Here is a 15,615-nt window from a genome sequence, read left to right on the forward strand (position 1 = left end):
CGGCGAGCCGGTCCCAGCCCGCGCCGGGCGCCGCGCTCATTGCAGCCGCAGCCCGCGCCACGGCCGCCACAGCGCCGCGATCGCGGCCGGGGGCTGGGCCGGGTCGGCGCCGTCGCCGTCGCGCTGGCGGTAGAGGTGCGCGGCAAGGCGGAGCAGGCCGTGGCGCAGCCCGTCGGGCAGGCTCGCCCAGTCGGGCGCCAGCCCGGCCGTGTAGCGCACGACGAACAGAGCCACCCCGCCGGGCGCGAGGATCCGCACCCGGCCGCTGCCATCGGCCCCGAGTTCGACCGCATAGGCCGCGCTCGGCAGGTCCTGGCGTGGCCCGCTCGGGGGCTGCCCCTGCACCGCAAGGATCGCCTGGACCGGCGCCGTGGCCAGCGCCTGCCAGCCCGGGTCCGGGGCAAACCGCTCCTCGCAGCCCGCCTGCAGCGGCAGGACCCCGGTGAAGGCCTCGCAACTGTCGAGCGCGGCGCGCAGCAGCCCGGTCAGCATGGCATCCTCGGCGCTTGCCCCGGAGGCGATCCCGAGCCAGTCCCTGAGCGCGCCGAGCGCCGCCGGCGCCAGCGGCGCGGGCGTGACGATAGTCCGCTTCATCGCGGTCTCCCGATGAGAAACAGAGGGGCCGCCCCGGGTGCGAACCGGGACGGCCGCGGCGGATCAGGCGGCGATCTTCAACAGCTTGATCGCGTCGCTGTTGAGCACCTGCCCGCCGATCCGCTTGGTCGCATAGAAGTTGACGAAGGGCTTGTTGGTATAGGGATCGCGCAGGATCGTGGTCGTGCTGCGCTCGGTGATCAGGTAGCCGCTGGCGAAGTTGCCGAAGGCGATCGGCACGTTGCCCGCCGCGATATCGGGCATGTCATCGGCCTCGACCACCGGATAGCCCAGCAGCCGCACCGGATGCCCGTCGACCAGGCTGTTCTGGTAGAGATACTGCCCATCGGTACCCTTGAGCTTGCGCAGCTGCCCGAGCGTGGCCGAATTCATCACGAAGACCGCGCCCTGGCGGTGCCCGGACTTGAGCGCGTGAACCAGGTCGAGCAGTTTGAGGTCGGGCGCCGCGTCGAACCCGCTGGCGTTGCCGCTCGGCAGGAACTGCAGCGTGCCATAGGCCCGGGCCGCGTCGGGCTGGGTCGTCGCCGGCGCCATCAGGAAGCCGCGCGGCTGGTTGGTCCCGCTGCCGTTGACGAACGCCGCGCCCTCGGCCCGGGCGAACTCGCGGCCGATCTCGTCCGCCAGCCAGGCCTCGAGATCGAACATTGCATCGTCCAGCATGGCCTGGGTCGCCGAGGGGTTGGCATAGAGCTCGCCATAGGGCGGGACGACCTCCATGAACCGCGGCGAGGCGGTCTCGGGCCGGGCCCCGGTCTCGCTGGTCCAGCCCGAGGCCGCGCCGGCGGTCATGATCAGCTTGCGGTAGCCCGAGGTGCCGGTCTGCACGACCTGCGCGATCGTGCGGATCGGGTTGGTCCGCTTGAGCACCTGGGCGATCGCCGCGTCGATCTCGCGCGGCACGGCATAGCCGCCATCGGGCAGCGAACCCTGCGACATGGCCTTGGTCTGGGCCTTGAGCGCGCTGTCGCGGCCCTGCCGCAGATAGCCCTCGACGAAGCTGGTGACCTCGTGCGGGCGGGGTTCGGCACCGGCCAGCAGCGGCCGCGCCGGGCTGCGCGACAGGCGTTCGACCAGCGACTTCACCTCGGTGAGATCGCCCTGCAGCGCGGCCAGCGCAGCCTCGGCCGCCGCCTGCCGGTCAGCCAGATCGAAGGGGCGGTCGAGCGGGTCGGGGAGGGTCTCGGTTTCCATGGGCAGTCACCTTCCTGAAGGGCCGCGGCGGGATGCCGGGCGGGGAACTGGGGGGCGGGGAACTGGGGGGCGGGGAACTGGAGGGGCGGAGGACTGGAGGGCGGAGGACTTGGGGGGGCAGGACGGGGACGGCTCAGGCCACCAGCAGGACCCGGGCGCCGGGCTGCATCGGGTGGGTGACGAGGCTGACCTCGAACAGGTCGATCTCGGTCAGCTCGCGGCCGATCCCGTCGGGCTGGAAACCGCGCGCGACATAGCCGAACGACAGCCCGGTCACCGCGCCGCGGCGCAGCGCCGCCGCCGCGCCGCCGCCGGGATTGTCGATCGTCGCGGTCACCCGCAGGCCGCGCTCGTCCTCGGCGAGGCTCTCGACCCAGCCGATCCGCTGGTCCGCGCGGTGCTGCCAGTAGAGCGGCAGGGGCCCGCGCCGCGCCGCCAGCGAGCGGGCGAAGGCCCCGCGGCGGATCACGTCGCGGCCGCCGTCGCGGCGGTCGAACAGCGCGGCATAGCCGGCGAAGCGCAGCCGGTCGGGCGCGCTCACCGCAGCCATTCCGGATGGCCGAAGCGCATCGCCAGACCGACCAGCAGCAGCGCCAGGGCGGCGCGCAGCAGCCAGCCGAGCAGCGCGCGCCAGGCCCCGCGCTTGGCATCGCGCCAGGCGCCAAGCAGCTCGCGCAGCTCCGACAGGTCGCCGCGCGCCGCGGCATCGTCCAGCCCGAGCCGGCACAGCGCGCGCGCGGCGCCAAGCTCGCTGGCCTCCTCGACCAGCGCGCGCAGGGTGACAAGGTCGGCGCCGTCCGCGCCGGCCTGGCCGACCAGCCGGGCCAGCATGTCGTCATGGTGCATGTCGGGCACTCCCGCGTCAGAGGGCGGTGGTCAGGCCGAGCAGCGCGCGCTTCTCGGCCGCGGTCAGGAAATCGGCGGCGCTGACCTGGGCCCACAGCCGCTCGCGGTCCTCGGCCAGCGCCGGGACCTGATCGAGATCGACCGCGAGGACGGCCTCGGGGAACCAGGTCGCCAGGCCCTCGGCCAGGGCGCCCAGCAGCTTGGCCGCCAGCGGCAAGAGCGTCAGCCGCCACAGCGCGCGGTTGGCCTCGCGGTAGTTGGCATAGGTCGAATCGCCGGGCAGCCCGAGCAGCATCGGCGGCACCCCGAAGGCCAGCGCGATGTCGCGCGCCGCGGCCGCCTTGAGCGTGGCGAAGTCCATGTCGGCCGGGGACAGGCTCAGCGCTTGCCAGCGCAGCCCGCCCTCGAGCAGCAGCGGGCGCCCGGCATTGCTCTGCCCGGCAAAGGCCTCGACCAGCTCGCGCCGCAGCCGCTCGAACTGTTCGCCGGTCAGGGCATTGCCCTCGCCCGCCTCGTAGACCAGCGCGCCCGAGGGCCGCGCCGCATTCTCCAGCAGGGCGCGGTTCCACGCGCTCGCGGCGTTGTGCGTCGCCACGGCGCGGTCGGCCGCGGCCAGGCAGCCGGCGCCATAGTGATCGTCGGCCGGATGGAACCCGCGGACATGGATCAGGTTCGGCGACGCATCGCTGTCGAGCAGTGGCAGGGTCAGCGTGCGCTCGCCGGCGCGGTAGCCATAGGCCTCGGGCCAGCCATCGGCACCGGGCAGCACCGTCACCCGCTCGGGGCGCAGCGCGTAGAGCTCGACCGGTCGTCCGGCGCCGTCCTTGAGGATCTGGATGAAGGCATTGCCGTGCAACAGCAACTGGCTGGCGGCGGTCTCGAGCAGCGATTGCCCGCCGCTCGTGGCCCCGACCAGGCCGAGCAGGGCCGGATCGGCCGGTTGCAGCGGCGCCCCGCCGATCCCCTCCGCCACCAGCCGCACCGCGCGCTGCGCCACCGGATTATCCAGGTAGGCGCCGCGCACCGCGCGCTGGTACTCATAGGTGGGGCGCCCGCCGCCGGGCTCGGCGAAGACCCAGGGCGAGGCGAACCCCCGCGCCAGCGGCACACGCGCGCCGCCCCCCTTGAAGGCGGCGACAAGGGATTGAAGGAAGGACATGGCTGATCCTTTCGGCTGTGGCGAGGAGCTGCGCGGCGCCGCAGACGTTTGCTGATCGGGCGCAGGGGTCGGGGCGCGAACCCCCGGCTAGAGCGCCAGCACCCGCGGGATGCTCCGGTACGACAGGCACAGGTCGGTGAGCGCCCAGACCAGCGCGTCGGCGCGGTCGGGCGAGCGGCCCGGGCCGGCGTAGCCGCCACCGGCCAGCAGGCCGCACAGTTGATCTTCCAGCACGGCGAACAGCCCGGCGTGGCGCACCCGCCCGGCCTCGTAGAGCGCCGCCACCGGCTCGGCCCGGGCGGCCTTGCCGGTGCGGGCATGGACCAGCTGCAGCGGCAGGGCGCAGTCCGCCGCGCGCAGCACGCTGGCCACCATCGCCCCGCCCTGGTTGGCCTCGGCCACGACCCGGTCGGCCTGCCACAGTGCGGCAGCGGCGGCGACGGCGCGGGCCCAGCGCTCGGGGCTGGCGCGTTCGGCGGAGGCATCGGCCAGCACCCGCGCCACTCCGTCGGCTCCCAGCGCGCAGACCACGATCCCGCAGGCGTCGCCCCCGGCCGAGGCCGGCGGATCGACCCCGATCACAGTGCGCGCCGCGGCCGGCACGGCGCCGCTCTCCCGCGCGGTTTCAAGCAGGGCGCGGGTCCACAGCGCGCCGGCGCGGTCGAGCAGCAGATCGCCATAGAGCTCCTGGCGCCCGAGCTGGCTGGCGCCATAGCTGCGGCGCATGGCGTGCAGATAGGCCCGCGGCAGGTTGGCGCAGTTGTCGAAGGTGGTGCCTCGGGTCACCACCGTCGCCGCGGCCCCGGGCGCCTCGTCCCCCGCCGCGGCGACCAGGTGCCGCACCAGCGGCCTGTCGCGCGGCGTGGTCGTGACCACCACGCGCGGCTGGTCGCCGAGCCGCAGCCCCATCATCAGATTGTCCCAGGCGGCCATGGCCCGGCCCGCGCAGGGGTCCCACTTGCCCACCTCGTCAGCCCAGGCGTGGCTCGCCTCGGGGCCGCGCAGCGAATCCGGCTCGGCCGCCGAATAGAGCGTGGCCTGGGCGCCGCTCGGCCAGGTCAGCCGCCGCAGCGAGCTTTCGTAATGCGGCTGCTGGCCCGGCGGGGCGATGCGGCGCAGCCCGCTCTCGCCTTCCACCATGATCGCCCGCGCCTCGCCAAGGCTGGCCGCGACCAGCGCGATCCGCGCGGCGCCGTCGTGGGCGGCGACGGCCTGGACCCATTCGGCCCCGGCCCGGGTCTTGCCGAAGCCGCGCCCGGCCAGGATCAGCCAGGTCTGCCAGTCCCCCGGCGGCGGGCACTGCGCGCTGCGCGCCCAGAGCGGCCAGAGATGCCGCCAGCGCTTGCGCTCGCGCTGATCGAGCATGGCGACCAGCGCGGCCTTCTCGCCCTCGTTCGCGCGGTTCAGCCATTCGAACCACGGCGGCGTTACGGCCTCGGGCAGGTCCACCCGGTCAGCCGTCACCGTCTGTCTCCTGCCCGCCGCCGGCTTCCGCCGCCTCGCGGGTCAGGACCCATTCGCGCAGGCGGGCGAGCTTGTCCTCGATCGAGGCGCGGATCGCCTCGGCCGAAACCGCGTCCTGCTGCGCCATGTAGCGCGTGCGGCTGTCCCGGTGGGCCAGCAGCAGGCGCAGCCCGGTGGCATTGTCATGGCGCCGCTCGGCCCCGTCCGCGGGCTGGCGCGGCTCGCCGCCGCGCAACCGGCCGAGCAGCTCGAGCTCGAGCCGGTCATAGCCCTCGCACAGGGCGGCCAGCCAATCCGCAGCGAAGTCCGGATCGTCGCGCTTGGTCCGGTAGACGCAGGACAGGCTGATGCCGGCGGCCTGCGCCGCAGCGCTGACGTTCGAGGTTTCGGCCAGCGCCGCCAGGAACAGCGCACGCCAGTTGCGCCGCGCGCCCGGCGCGGCGGCAGAGGAGGATGAAGCCATGACAGGGGTTTCCCGAGAGCGACGCGGTGACCGGCGGCAAGCGACTCGGTCTATCGCGATGTTCCGGATATGTGCCATATCAGCGTGACGCTGTCAAGCTGAATAACCATATCGGTTATCGACTCGTCGCTTGCCGCTCTCGCGCCCTGCCCCTATGCAGGCCGCTCCCTAGGAGATCTGCCGGATGCTACGCCGCCTCTACGACTGGACCCTGGCCAAGGCCGCCGATCCGCGGGCCGAAGTCTGGCTGGCGCTGTTCGCCTTCGTCGAGGCCAGCTTCTTCCCGGTCCCGCCGCACCCGCTGCTCGGCGTGATGTGCCTGGCCGAACCGCGCAAGGCGGTGCGCTTCGCCGTGATCGCCGTGCTCGCCTCGGTCGCCGGAGGGCTGCTGGGTTACGCGATCGGCCATTTCGTCTACGAGGCGGTCGGCGCGCAGCTGCTCCACTGGCTCGGGCTCGAGCAGAGCTTCCCCAAGGCGGCCTGCTACCTGCGCGAGACCGGGTTCTGGATCTTCGTCGCCAAGGGGGCGACGCCGATCCCGTTCAAGCTGCTGACCATCACCGCCGGCTTCATCGCCATGCCGCTGGGCACCTTCATCCTGGCCAGCCTGGCCAGCCGCTCGATCAGCTTCCTGCTGGTCGGCGTGCTGTTCCGCCTGTTCGGGGCGCCGATCAAGGCCTTCATCGACAAGTACCTGGCGCTGGTCACCGCCGGTTTCGTCGCGCTGGTGATCCTCGGCTTCGCGGCCATCACCCTGCTCGGCCACTCGGGTGGCCGGCCCGGCTCGCGCTGCGATGCGGTCACGGCGGTCACCGCGGTCACGGCGGCGCCCGCCCGCTTCCCTGCGGGTGAAACCGGTTCTACAATCGCGTCACTGGAACCATCGCAGCCGGTGCGGATGGCCTGACCGACCAGCAAGGACATGCCGATGAACCCGCTTTTCCCGCTCACCGCCGCCACCCTCGTCCTGCTGCTGGGCGCCTGCGCCGACACCAGCCCGGGGGGCAAGGCGGTCAGCGCCCGGCATGAGCGCTTCGAGGAGATGGGCGCGGCGATGAAGGCGATCGGCGGCGAGCTGGAGAAGGACAACGCCACCTCGGCGACCGTCCGGCAAAGCGCCGACCGGCTCGCCGCACTGGCGCCGCAGGTCAAGGGCTGGTTCCCGGCCGGATCGGGCCCGCAGGACGGCAAGCGCACCGATGCGAAGGCCGAGATCTGGACCCGCCAGGCCGAGTTCGGCGCCGCCGCCACCCGGTTCGAGGCCGCGGCCGTAGCGCTCAAGGCCGCTGCCGACGCGGGCGATGCGGCCAAGATCCGCGCCGCGGTGCAGACCGTCGGGGCGGCCTGCAAGGCCTGCCATCAGACCTTCAAGGAGGACTGATCCCGCGCCGGTCGGGCGGGATCAGAGGCCGAAGCGGAACGAATAGAGCAGACCCGCGGCATAGCTGGTGCGCTGGCCGCGCTGGCGGATCAGCGCGGATCCGGCGGGGGCGTCGCCCAGCCGGTCGATCCCGGCGAACAGCGAGACGGCGCGCCGCCGGTCGAGCGGACGGATCAGGTTGCCGCCCAGCCCCCATGAGACCAGCCCGCCATCCGGGCGCGATACGGCCAGGCCGGTGCGCGCGGCCTGGGCCGCATTGACCCCGAAATAGGTTTGCATGAAGTCGCGGCTCGCCAGAGTGGCGCGCGGGCCGACCGAATAGAGCACCCGGCCGGCGCGGCCGCCATAGGTCAGCGACAGGTCGCCAACCACACCCTCGTGTGCGCCGAAGCCCTGGCGCACCTCGATCCGTCCGCGCCACTGTCCGGTCCGGCCCAGCCGCTTCTCGACGAAACCGCCCAGTTCGCCGGCCACGCCGATGTCGCCCATGCCGCGCAGGGCATTGCTGCCGCCGACGATCTGGAAGGGCGAGCCGCCGTTGTCCTCGTTGCGACCGAAGCGCGGCTTGAGCACCGGACCGATCCGCCAGCCGTCACGGTTGATCGCGTTCCAGCCGAGCCCTTCGGGGATCGATAGGAAGATCCGGTCCCGGTAGTTGATGCGCAGGTCCGGGATCACCGACAGCGCGGTATCGCGCGAGCCCTGCCAGGCCGTGCCGACCAGCGTGCCCACCCCGACCGACATGGTCCAGCCCTGCGGCGGTGGCGGTCCGGCCGGACGGAAGGCCGCACCCGGCGCGCCGGCAGGCGCGCCCGCGGGAGCCGCGGCGGACTGGGCGAGCGCCGGGGTCGCGGCGCTCAGCAGGCCGGCGGCGAGCGACAGAACGGACAGGGGGGCGCCAGGACAGGTCAGGCGGGGCATGCAGGAACTCCGAGCGCGGCGTGAAGCCCGCGGCTATGCCCCAGCCTGTGCCAATCGGTCATGTCTCGTTTGTGACGAAACATGGCTGGCGCCGGTACCGCCGGGGCTCACAGGATGCCCGCGGCCTTCCCGGCCCGGGCGAACATGCCGATGATCGTCTGGACCTGCTCGGCGCTGTGCTCGGCGCAGAGCGAGCAGCGCAGCAGCGTCATGCCGGCCGGGGTGGCCGGCGGGCGGGCCAGGTTCACGTAAAGGCCCTCATGTAGCAGCGCCTCCCACATCCCCGCGCCGCGCTCCAGATCGGGCATGATCACCGCGATGATCGCGCTCTGCGGTTCGGCCGTGCCGAGCTGGAAGCCCAGGTCGCGCAGGCCCTTGTGCAGGGTGCGGCTGTTCTCCCACAGGTGGGCGCGCTTGTCGGCGCCATGCATCAGCTTGCGGATCGAGGTCGCCGCGGTCGCCACCACGCTCGGCGGCAGGCTGGCGGTGAACACGTAGGGACGGCAGACCAGCCGCATGATCTCGAACTTGGGATGGTTCGAGACACAGAACCCGCCGACCGTGCCGACCGACTTGCTGAAGGTCCCGATCACGAAGTCGACCTGGTCGAGCACGCCCTGGTCCTCGGCCACGCCGCGGCCGTTCGGGCCGATGAAGCCCATCGAGTGCGCCTCGTCGACCAGCACCATCGCGCCGTGCTCCTTGGCGATGCGGATCATCTCCTTGAGCGGCGCGATATCGCCGAGCATCGAATAGACCCCCTCGAGGATCACCAGCTTGCCGGCCCCCTCGGGAATGCGCTTGAGGCGCTTTTCCATCGCCTCGATGTCGTTGTGCTTGAACGGCACCACCTCGGCATCGCCCATCTTGCAGCCGTCCCAGATCGAGGCGTGGCTGTCGATGTCGAGCACGATGTAGTCGCCCTTGCCGGCGATCGTGCTGATGATGCCCAGGTTGGCCTGGTAGCCGGTGGAGAACACCATGGCATGGTCCATGCCATAGAACTCCTTGAGCGCCTGCTCGACCGCGCGGTGCCCGGCATAGGTGCCGTTGAGCACGCGGCTCCCGGTCGTGCCCGAGCCGAAATCGTCGAGCGCCTGCTTGCCCGCCGCGATCACGTCGGGGTCAAAGGTCATGCCCATGTAGTTGTAGGTGCCGAGGAGAATCGTCTCGCGCCCGTTGCACACCGCCACGGTGGGCGAGATCACCCGCTCCATCACCAGCCCGAACGGGTCGGTCACGCCAGTCGCCAACAGGCCCTCGCGCTGGGCGATCAGGGCATCGAACTTGGAGAAGAGATCGGTCATCGCGGCCTGTCTTGTCCTTCTGATCTGTCGTCACCCTGAACCGGGCCAGATGAACCGGGCCAGGGTCGCTCCCGCGCCGGGCCGGCCCAGCGGGGCGGGCGGCGCGGGCCGGGGCATGCTATCCCTGCAGCTTCACCACCGCGTCGATCAGCTGGCCATAGGTCTCGATCTCGGCCTGCTGGTTCATTGAGATGATGATGTCGAACTCGTCCTCGATCGCCGCCACGAAATCCATCACGGTCAGGCTGTCGAACTCGAGGTCGCCGGCGAAGGTGCTGGCCTCGGTGATCGCCACGCCCTTCTTGTTGAAGGGGGCGATCAGGGCGGCGATCCGGTCGACAGTGGCGGCACGATCCATGGTCAGGCTCCAGACAGGGGGGCGGGGCGGACCGCAAGGGCCGCCTCGGCAGGGCCAAGGCCAAAGCCGGGCGCGCCGGCGAAGTCAAGCAATCCGCTCATCACTGCCCTCATGCCATGCCCCACTGCGGCGCCGCGACCACGGCCGGTCTGCCCCGGGCGCTCATGCCCCCGCCTTGTCGAGCAGGCCGCGCACCGCGGCGAGGAAGGGGCCGATCGACACCGGCTTGGCGAGATAGCCCTCGGCCCCGGCATCGCGGATGCGCTCCTCGTCGCCGCGCCCGGCATAGGCGGTGACGGCCAGCACCGGGATCGGCCGCAGCAGCGCGTCGGCCTTCGCCCGCTCGATCAGCTCGACACCCGATACGTCGGCCAGCTGGATGTCCATGATGATCAGGTTCGGAACGAATTCCCGTGCGCGATCAAGCGCCTGTGCGCCATCGGCAACCGGTTCGACAGCAAAGCCCTGGCTCTTCAGCACGTCGCAGAAGAGCTTCCGGTTCAGATCGTTGTCCTCGACAACGAGTATTCTCTTTGCCACTTGCAATCCCGCCCAGCGAATGCCTTGCTGCCCGTGTCTATGCCCTGCGAAAGACCCTGACAATTCTCCGTGACCCCTCATCCCCCGCTGATCCCCAGACCCTCGCGCTCGGCGCGCTGGGCTGGCTGCTGCAGAGCGAGAGCCGGGCCGAGCGCCTGCTCGCCCTGACCGGGTTGACGCCCGAGGCGCTGCGCGGGGGACTGGGCGATCCGGCGGTGCTGGGCGCAGTGCTCGACTTCCTCGCCGCGCACGAGCCCGATCTGGTCGGGGCTGCGGCGCATCTCGGGGTTCCGCCCGAGGCGCTGGCGCGTGCCGCCGCGGGGCTGGCACGATGAGCCGCCCGCTCGTGATCAGCGACTGCGACGAAGTGCTGCTGCACATGATCGGCCCGTTCCGCGCCTGGCTGGGCGAGGCGCAGGGCGTGACCTTCCGCATGGGCGGCAACGATTTCGCCCGCTCGATGACCTGGACCGCCAGCGGCGATCCCGTCGCGCCGGCCGAGATCTGGCGGCTGCTCGACCTGTTCTTCACCACCGAAATGCACCGCCAGGTCCCGATCGCCGGGGCGGTCGAGGCGATCGGCGCACTGGGCGAGGTGGCCGACGTGGTCGTGCTCACCAACCTCGGCGACCACCACCAGGCGCGCCGCACCGACCAGCTGCGGGGCCACGGACTGGCGCTGAAGGTCTATACCAACCTTGGCCCCAAGGGCCCGGCGCTGCGCCGGATCGTCGAGGAATACCGCCCGAGCCGCGCCGTGTTCATCGACGACATCGCCCAGCATCATGGCTCGGCCGCCGAACACGTCCCCACGCTTGGCCGCCTGCACTTCTGCGGCGAGCCCGAACTGGCCCCCTTGATCCCCTGCGCCCGTGACGCCGGGCACGCCCATGCCCGGATCGACCACTGGGCCGGAGCCCTGCCCTGGCTGCTCGACCGCCTGACCGGAGACCCCGCATGACCGACGCCGATATCGAATCCCGCCTCGCCGCACTCGGCCTGGCCCTCCCCGCCCCGGCCGCGCCGGTGGCCGCCTATGTCCCGGTGGTGATCGCCGGCGGGCTGGCCCATGTCTCGGGGCAGTTGCCGTTCGTCAACGGCGCGCTCGTCACCGGGCGGCTCGGCGAGGACGTCTCGGTCGAGGCCGGGACCGCCGCCGCGCAGGCCTGCGCGCTGATGATCCTGGCCCAGCTGAAGGCCGCGCTGGGCTCGCTGACGCGGGTCGAACGCGTGGTCAAGCTGGGCGCCTTCGTCAGTTCGACGGCGACCTTCACCGATCAGCCGAAGGTCGCCAATGGCGCCTCCGAGCTGATGGCCGCCGTGTTCGGCGAGGCGGGCAAGCATGCGCGCAGCGCGGTGGGCGTGCCGGTCCTGCCGCTTGGCGCCGCGGTGGAGGTGGACGCGATTGTCGCTGTTAAGCCCGCTTGACCGCTGGCTCGCGCCGGCGCCCGATCCCGACCGCGTGGCCTGGTTGCGCGGCGCAACTTTCGCGCACCGCGGGCTTCACGGCCCGGGCGCGCCGGAGAACGGACTGACCGCCGCCGCAGCCGCGATCGCCCGCGGCTTCGGGATCGAATGCGATGTCCACAAGGCCAGCGACGGGCGCCCGGTGGTGTTCCACGACGAGACCCTCGAGCGGCTGACCGGCGTGACCGGCGCCCTGGCCGACCGCACCGCCGCCCAGCTGGCCACGTTGCGCCTGCTCGGCAGCGATGATGCCGTGCCCACGCTGCGCCAGCTGCTCGATCTGGTCGCCGGGCAGGTGCCGCTGCTGATCGAGCTCAAGGCCCCGCCCGATGGCCGGATCGGCGCGCTGTGCCTGGCGGTGCGGCGGGTGCTCGAAGGCTATCGCGGCGCCCATGCGGTGATGAGCTTCGATCCGCGCATCGTCCGCTGGTTCCGCCGCCATGCCCCGCACACCGTGCGCGGGCTGGTCGTCTCCGAGCAGGACGACAAGGCCCTGGCCGGGCGCTGGCGCCGCCATCGGGCGCTGTGGCAGGCCCAGCCCGATTTCCTCTCCTACGATATCCGCGACCTGCCGGCCCGGTTCCCGCGCGCCCAGCGCCGGCGCGGACTGCCGCTGGTCACCTGGACCGTGCGCAGCCCGGAGCTGCTCGCCCGCGCGCTGGATCACGCCGATGCGCCGACGGTCGAGGGAGCCGGGGTGCCGTGACCGCGCCCGGCGCCGAGGATCCGGCCGCACCGGGGGACCAGGCGGTCACGGTCGAGCTCGGCCGGGCGGTAGGCCAGTTCACCGCCGCCGAGTGGGACGCGCTGACCGATGGCGCCAACCCCTTCGTCAGCCACGCCTTTCTCACCGCGCTCGAGGATTCGGGCAGCGTCGGCGGGCGCAGCGGCTGGGACCCGGTGCCGCTGGCGATCCGCGACGCGGCCGGCCGGCTGGTCGCGGCGCTGCCCGCCTATCGCAAGCTCCACAGCCAGGGCGAATACGTGTTCGATCACAGCTGGGCCGATGCCTGGCACCGGGCCGGGGGCGACTATTACCCCAAGCTGCAGATCGCCGTGCCCTTCACCCCGGCCACCGGGCCGCGGCTGCTGACCCGCGAGCCGCGGCTGGGGCTGGCCCTGCTGCGCGGCGCCGAGGCGCTGTGCGAGGGCAACGGCCTGTCCTCGGCCCATGCCACCTTCATCGAGCCGGCGCAGGTCCCCCTGTTCGAGGCGGCCGGCTGGCTGCTGCGCAGCGACATCCAGTTCCACTGGGAGAACCGCGGCTATGCCGGCTTCGCGGACTTTCTCGGCACCCTGTCCTCGGCGCGGCGCAAGACCCTGCGCAAGGAGCGCGCCGCGGCCCAGGACGGGGTGGAGATCCGCCAGCTGACCGGCTCCGACATCCGGCCCGAACACTGGGATGCCTTCTGGGGGTTCTACCAGGACACCGGCGCGCGCAAATGGGGTCGGCCCTACCTGACCCGCGCCGCCTTCACCCTGCTGGGCGAGCGCATGGCCGAACGGATCCTGCTGGTCCTGGCCTTCCAGCACGGCGAGGCGGTGGCCGGGGCGCTCAACTTCATCGGTCGTGACGCACTTTACGGGCGCTACTGGGGCGCGCGGATCGACAAGCCCTTCCTCCATTTCGAGCTGTGCTACTATCAGGCGATCGACGCCGCGATCGCCCGCGGCCTCGCCCGGGTCGAGGCCGGGGCCCAGGGCGGGCACAAGCTGGCGCGCGGCTACGAGCCGGTCCAGACGATCTCGGCCCACCACATCGTTCACCCCGGCTTCCGCGCGGCGGTAGCCGACTTTCTGGAGCGGGAACGCGCGGGCGTGGCGCAGGAGCAATTGCTGCTGGGTGAGCGCACGCCATTCCGGAAGGGGTGAGCCCTCTGGCGGGTGGGCGCGTGTCTCGCAGAGATCGCACAGACGGCAGAGGACGCCGAGGCGAATGGCCCGCGGCAAGCCCCGGTTCCGGATGATGGCTGACCCTTTACCGCTTCGCGGTCTCCGGGGTCTCTGCGCGAAACCCGACCGAGGTCGGGATCCAGATCGAAGCTGTCAGCCCATCCGCTTGAGCAGCCAGGCGAAGTTGCCGCCGCCGCGGCTGACCAGGCCCTGCACCACGATCTGCTGGATCGCCACCGGGCGGGCATTGCCGTCGGCCCACAGCGATTCCTCGACCGCCACCTCGCCGCCGCCGACGCGGAACTGCCAGTAGGAGCCATCGGGCAGGGCCAGCCCGACGCCCTGGCCATCGGGCGACTGGCCCACTTCGATCCCGGGACCGAGATGGAAGCGGATCGCGAAGGCAACCTTGCCCTTGGCGCCCTTGCCACGGGTCGGCACCAGCAGGTCCTCGCCGCGCAGCTCGGTGCCGTCATCGCGCAGGATCAGGATGCGGCGGTGGACCAGGCCGTAGCGCGCGACATAGCCGTCATGGCTCGCCTCGATCCGGGTCGCCCCGCTGTTGCGCTCGCCCAGCAGGGTGCGCCGGTCGACCTCGACCTCGCCGACCCCGCTGCCGATCTTGCCGTTGATCAGCACGGCGGTGGAATTGGCGTCGTCGAGCACCAGGGTGGAATGGGCCGCCGTGGCGCGCAGCCCCTGCTCGAGCCGCGCCGGGATCAGTCCCCCGGCCGCGGCGGCGCCGCCGCAGTTGACCACGATGCGCTGGCCGGCATGGCTCAGCTCGAAGGCCAGGGTCGAGGCGCAGCCGGTCCGCGCGTGCCGCGCCATCGGCGGCGGAGCGGCATCGAACTGGAGGATCGTCTTCTGCGCCACCGCGCGCTGATAGCCCCACTGGCGCACGTCGCGCAGCGGCCGGGTGCGCACCCCCGAGGCCTCGACCAGCCGCGCCACCTCATCGGCGGCCACGGCCCAGCCGCCCTGCCACGAGCCGAGCGAGCCGTCGCCATGGGTCAGCGCCAGCAGCGGCGGGACCAGCAGGCCCAGCGTGCCCTGCACCGCCTGCGGCGGATCGCCGCGCAGCGCGCGGTAGCAGGCCGACAGCCGCACCAGCAGCGCGATCGCCTCCATCTGCGCCAGCGGGCTGCGCGCCAGGGTGCCGCCATCGTCGCCGATCAGCTCGCCGAGGCAGCGGATCAGCCCGGCCTCGGCATGGAGCCGGCGGCCCTTGCCGTCGGGCAGCAGCAGCCCGGTGGCGACCAGCGCGCACCAGCCGGCCAGCTGGGCGAGCAGATCCTCGCCGCGTCCGACATTGCGGTCGAGCCAGCGGGCATGGCCATCGATCATCCCGAGCATGCGGGTGCGCAACCCGCCCGACAGGATCAGCGGGGCATGGACCAGCCACGACAGCAGCCGGGTGCCGGTGAGCGAGACCGTCCAGCTGCCGGCCTTGGCGGCCCGGGCCGGCGGTTCGGGGTTGGCTTCGAGCCAGGCGGCCAGGATCCGCTCGGCCAGCGGCGCCCCCTGGTCGCGGCTGCCGGCCGCCTCGAGATCGGCCAGCCAGGTGAAGCCGTGGACATAGCGCTCGAGGGGCGGGGCCATCCGCGCGACGCCGGCCAGCTCGGCCTGGGCGATCGGCAGCTTGACCCCGTGCAGCAGGAAGTGCCCGGCGCGCAGCGCGGTGCCGGCTACGCGGTCGCCCGGCAGGGGATTGGCCACCGTCGCCAGCAGGCGCCGCTTCGACGGCTTGCGGAAGGCCCCCATCAGGCTGCCGCGCAGCCCCAGCCCGTAGGCCAGACGGACCAGCCGCTCGCCGGGGGAGAGCGAAGGCGGCGAGAAATCGGCCAGGGCCAGCATGCGGCCGGGTTCGATCACCTCGCCGGCGGGGTCGGAGGACAGATCGGAAGACAGATCGGAGGACAGGCCGGTCATCGCATGGGGCTCCGGCTGGTCGGCCGGCAGGGGCACGGCCGGGGCCTCGCCACCGCGCAAGCCGGCGCCTGTCGTGGC

At 72.5% G+C, this 15,615-nt stretch carries 19 protein-coding genes; 7 read left to right on the forward strand and 12 right to left on the reverse strand.

Annotated elements, in window-relative coordinates; genetic code table 11:
• Window positions 1-36: 36 nt before the first annotated feature.
• From H7F53_RS15270 to H7F53_RS15300, 7 genes are all read right to left on the reverse strand, one after another.
• Window positions 37-594, reverse strand: a complete 558-nt coding sequence (locus H7F53_RS15270; protein WP_185680373.1) for a head-tail connector protein — start codon at window positions 592-594, stop codon at window positions 37-39.
• Window positions 595-657: 63 nt separating this feature from the next.
• Window positions 658-1,806, reverse strand: a complete 1,149-nt coding sequence (locus H7F53_RS15275) for a phage major capsid protein (RefSeq protein WP_185680374.1) — start codon at window positions 1,804-1,806, stop codon at window positions 658-660.
• Between the two features lie 133 nt (window positions 1,807-1,939).
• Window positions 1,940-2,356 carry an HK97 family phage prohead protease gene (locus H7F53_RS15280; RefSeq protein WP_185680375.1) on the reverse strand — a complete coding sequence of 139 codons (417 nt, stop codon included), beginning with the start codon at window positions 2,354-2,356 and terminating at the stop codon, window positions 1,940-1,942.
• A complete protein-coding gene (locus H7F53_RS15285) occupies window positions 2,344-2,652 on the reverse strand; it encodes a DUF6127 family protein (RefSeq protein ID WP_185680376.1) in 309 nt (102 codons plus the stop codon). Before H7F53_RS15285 ends, H7F53_RS15280 begins: the two co-directional genes overlap by 13 nt.
• A 16-nt stretch (window positions 2,653-2,668) precedes the next feature.
• Window positions 2,669-3,811, reverse strand: a complete 1,143-nt coding sequence (locus H7F53_RS15290) for a phage portal protein (RefSeq protein ID WP_185680377.1) — start codon at window positions 3,809-3,811, stop codon at window positions 2,669-2,671.
• Between the two features lie 87 nt (window positions 3,812-3,898).
• On the reverse strand, window positions 3,899-5,176 hold the full coding sequence (locus H7F53_RS15295; RefSeq protein WP_185680420.1) for a DNA-packaging protein: 1,278 nt from the start codon (window positions 5,174-5,176) through the stop codon (window positions 3,899-3,901).
• An 88-nt stretch (window positions 5,177-5,264) separates the two neighbouring features.
• Window positions 5,265-5,738: a hypothetical protein gene (locus tag H7F53_RS15300; protein WP_185680378.1), complete on the reverse strand. Its 474-nt coding sequence runs from the start codon at window positions 5,736-5,738 to the stop codon at window positions 5,265-5,267.
• A 184-nt stretch (window positions 5,739-5,922) separates the two neighbouring features.
• Here H7F53_RS15300 and H7F53_RS15305 point away from each other — a divergent pair, with 184 nt between their 5' ends.
• Both H7F53_RS15305 and H7F53_RS15310 read left to right on the forward strand, forming a co-directional pair.
• A complete protein-coding gene (locus H7F53_RS15305) occupies window positions 5,923-6,645 on the forward strand; it encodes a YqaA family protein (protein WP_185680379.1) in 723 nt (240 codons plus the stop codon).
• A gap of 21 nt (window positions 6,646-6,666) precedes the next feature.
• Window positions 6,667-7,119 (forward strand): c-type cytochrome, encoded by a 453-nt coding sequence (locus H7F53_RS15310; protein WP_185680380.1) that lies wholly within the window; start codon window positions 6,667-6,669, stop codon window positions 7,117-7,119.
• A gap of 21 nt (window positions 7,120-7,140) precedes the next feature.
• On the opposite strand, the gene H7F53_RS15315 is transcribed toward H7F53_RS15310, so the two are convergent.
• The 4 genes from H7F53_RS15315 to H7F53_RS15330 all read right to left on the reverse strand — a co-directional run bounded on the left by H7F53_RS15315 (window position 7,141) and on the right by H7F53_RS15330 (window position 10,245).
• Complete coding sequence (locus H7F53_RS15315; RefSeq protein ID WP_185680381.1) at window positions 7,141-8,040, reverse strand: MipA/OmpV family protein; 900 nt, start codon at window positions 8,038-8,040, stop codon at window positions 7,141-7,143.
• A 107-nt stretch (window positions 8,041-8,147) separates the two neighbouring features.
• Window positions 8,148-9,347, reverse strand: a complete 1,200-nt coding sequence (gene spt, locus H7F53_RS15320) for a serine palmitoyltransferase (protein ID WP_185680382.1) — start codon at window positions 9,345-9,347, stop codon at window positions 8,148-8,150.
• A 118-nt stretch (window positions 9,348-9,465) separates the two neighbouring features.
• Window positions 9,466-9,705, reverse strand: a complete 240-nt coding sequence (locus H7F53_RS15325) for an acyl carrier protein (RefSeq protein ID WP_185680383.1) — start codon at window positions 9,703-9,705, stop codon at window positions 9,466-9,468.
• Between the two features lie 162 nt (window positions 9,706-9,867).
• Window positions 9,868-10,245, reverse strand: a complete 378-nt coding sequence (locus tag H7F53_RS15330) for a response regulator (RefSeq protein ID WP_185680384.1) — start codon at window positions 10,243-10,245, stop codon at window positions 9,868-9,870.
• On the opposite strand from H7F53_RS15330, the gene H7F53_RS15335 reads away from it, so the two are divergent.
• Genes H7F53_RS15335 through H7F53_RS15355 form a run of 5 tightly spaced genes read left to right on the forward strand, consistent with a single transcriptional unit; the run spans window position 10,239 to window position 13,584 of the window.
• Window positions 10,239-10,580, forward strand: a complete 342-nt coding sequence (locus H7F53_RS15335) for a DUF3572 family protein (RefSeq protein WP_379542825.1) — start codon at window positions 10,239-10,241, stop codon at window positions 10,578-10,580. The two genes, H7F53_RS15330 and H7F53_RS15335, sit on opposite strands and share 7 nt — an antisense overlap.
• Entirely contained in the window at window positions 10,577-11,206 is a 630-nt protein-coding gene (locus H7F53_RS15340) for an HAD family hydrolase (RefSeq protein ID WP_185680385.1), read from the forward strand. The genes H7F53_RS15335 and H7F53_RS15340 overlap by 4 nt, the downstream gene beginning before the upstream one ends.
• Window positions 11,203-11,673 carry a RidA family protein gene (locus H7F53_RS15345; RefSeq protein ID WP_185680386.1) on the forward strand — a complete coding sequence of 157 codons (471 nt, stop codon included), beginning with the start codon at window positions 11,203-11,205 and terminating at the stop codon, window positions 11,671-11,673. The genes H7F53_RS15340 and H7F53_RS15345 overlap by 4 nt, the downstream gene beginning before the upstream one ends.
• Window positions 11,651-12,418, forward strand: coding sequence for a glycerophosphodiester phosphodiesterase family protein (locus H7F53_RS15350; RefSeq protein ID WP_246438937.1), 768 nt, complete (start codon window positions 11,651-11,653; stop codon window positions 12,416-12,418). Before H7F53_RS15345 ends, H7F53_RS15350 begins: the two co-directional genes overlap by 23 nt.
• Window positions 12,415-13,584, forward strand: coding sequence for a GNAT family N-acetyltransferase (locus H7F53_RS15355; RefSeq protein ID WP_185680388.1), 1,170 nt, complete (start codon window positions 12,415-12,417; stop codon window positions 13,582-13,584). Before H7F53_RS15350 ends, H7F53_RS15355 begins: the two co-directional genes overlap by 4 nt.
• Window positions 13,585-13,758: 174 nt before the next feature.
• Here H7F53_RS15355 and H7F53_RS15360 read toward each other — a convergent pair whose 3' ends face one another.
• Entirely contained in the window at window positions 13,759-15,537 is a 1,779-nt protein-coding gene (locus H7F53_RS15360) for a heparinase II/III family protein (protein WP_246438944.1), read from the reverse strand.
• Window positions 15,538-15,615: the final 78 nt, after the last annotated feature.

It is taken from the genome of Novosphingobium piscinae (assembly GCF_014230355.1).
GTDB classification, from domain to species: domain Bacteria; phylum Pseudomonadota; class Alphaproteobacteria; order Sphingomonadales; family Sphingomonadaceae; genus Novosphingobium; species Novosphingobium piscinae.

Coding starts and splice junctions, on each gene's coding strand:
- H7F53_RS15270 (WP_185680373.1), bottom strand. CDS start 594: ATGAAGCGGACTATCGTCACGCCCGCGCCGCTGGCGCCGGCGGCGCTC.
- H7F53_RS15275 (WP_185680374.1), bottom strand. CDS start 1,806: ATGGAAACCGAGACCCTCCCCGACCCGCTCGACCGCCCCTTCGATCTG.
- H7F53_RS15280 (WP_185680375.1), bottom strand. CDS start 2,356: ATGGCTGCGGTGAGCGCGCCCGACCGGCTGCGCTTCGCCGGCTATGCC.
- H7F53_RS15285 (WP_185680376.1), bottom strand. CDS start 2,652: ATGCACCATGACGACATGCTGGCCCGGCTGGTCGGCCAGGCCGGCGCG.
- H7F53_RS15290 (WP_185680377.1), bottom strand. CDS start 3,811: ATGTCCTTCCTTCAATCCCTTGTCGCCGCCTTCAAGGGGGGCGGCGCG.
- H7F53_RS15295 (WP_185680420.1), bottom strand. CDS start 5,176: ATGCTCGATCAGCGCGAGCGCAAGCGCTGGCGGCATCTCTGGCCGCTC.
- H7F53_RS15300 (WP_185680378.1), bottom strand. CDS start 5,738: ATGGCTTCATCCTCCTCTGCCGCCGCGCCGGGCGCGCGGCGCAACTGG.
- H7F53_RS15305 (WP_185680379.1), top strand. CDS start 5,923: ATGCTACGCCGCCTCTACGACTGGACCCTGGCCAAGGCCGCCGATCCG.
- H7F53_RS15310 (WP_185680380.1), top strand. CDS start 6,667: ATGAACCCGCTTTTCCCGCTCACCGCCGCCACCCTCGTCCTGCTGCTG.
- H7F53_RS15315 (WP_185680381.1), bottom strand. CDS start 8,040: ATGCCCCGCCTGACCTGTCCTGGCGCCCCCCTGTCCGTTCTGTCGCTC.
- spt (WP_185680382.1), bottom strand. CDS start 9,347: ATGACCGATCTCTTCTCCAAGTTCGATGCCCTGATCGCCCAGCGCGAG.
- H7F53_RS15325 (WP_185680383.1), bottom strand. CDS start 9,705: ATGGATCGTGCCGCCACTGTCGACCGGATCGCCGCCCTGATCGCCCCC.
- H7F53_RS15340 (WP_185680385.1), top strand. CDS start 10,577: ATGAGCCGCCCGCTCGTGATCAGCGACTGCGACGAAGTGCTGCTGCAC.
- H7F53_RS15345 (WP_185680386.1), top strand. CDS start 11,203: ATGACCGACGCCGATATCGAATCCCGCCTCGCCGCACTCGGCCTGGCC.
- H7F53_RS15360 (WP_246438944.1), bottom strand. CDS start 15,537: ATGACCGGCCTGTCCTCCGATCTGTCTTCCGATCTGTCCTCCGACCCC.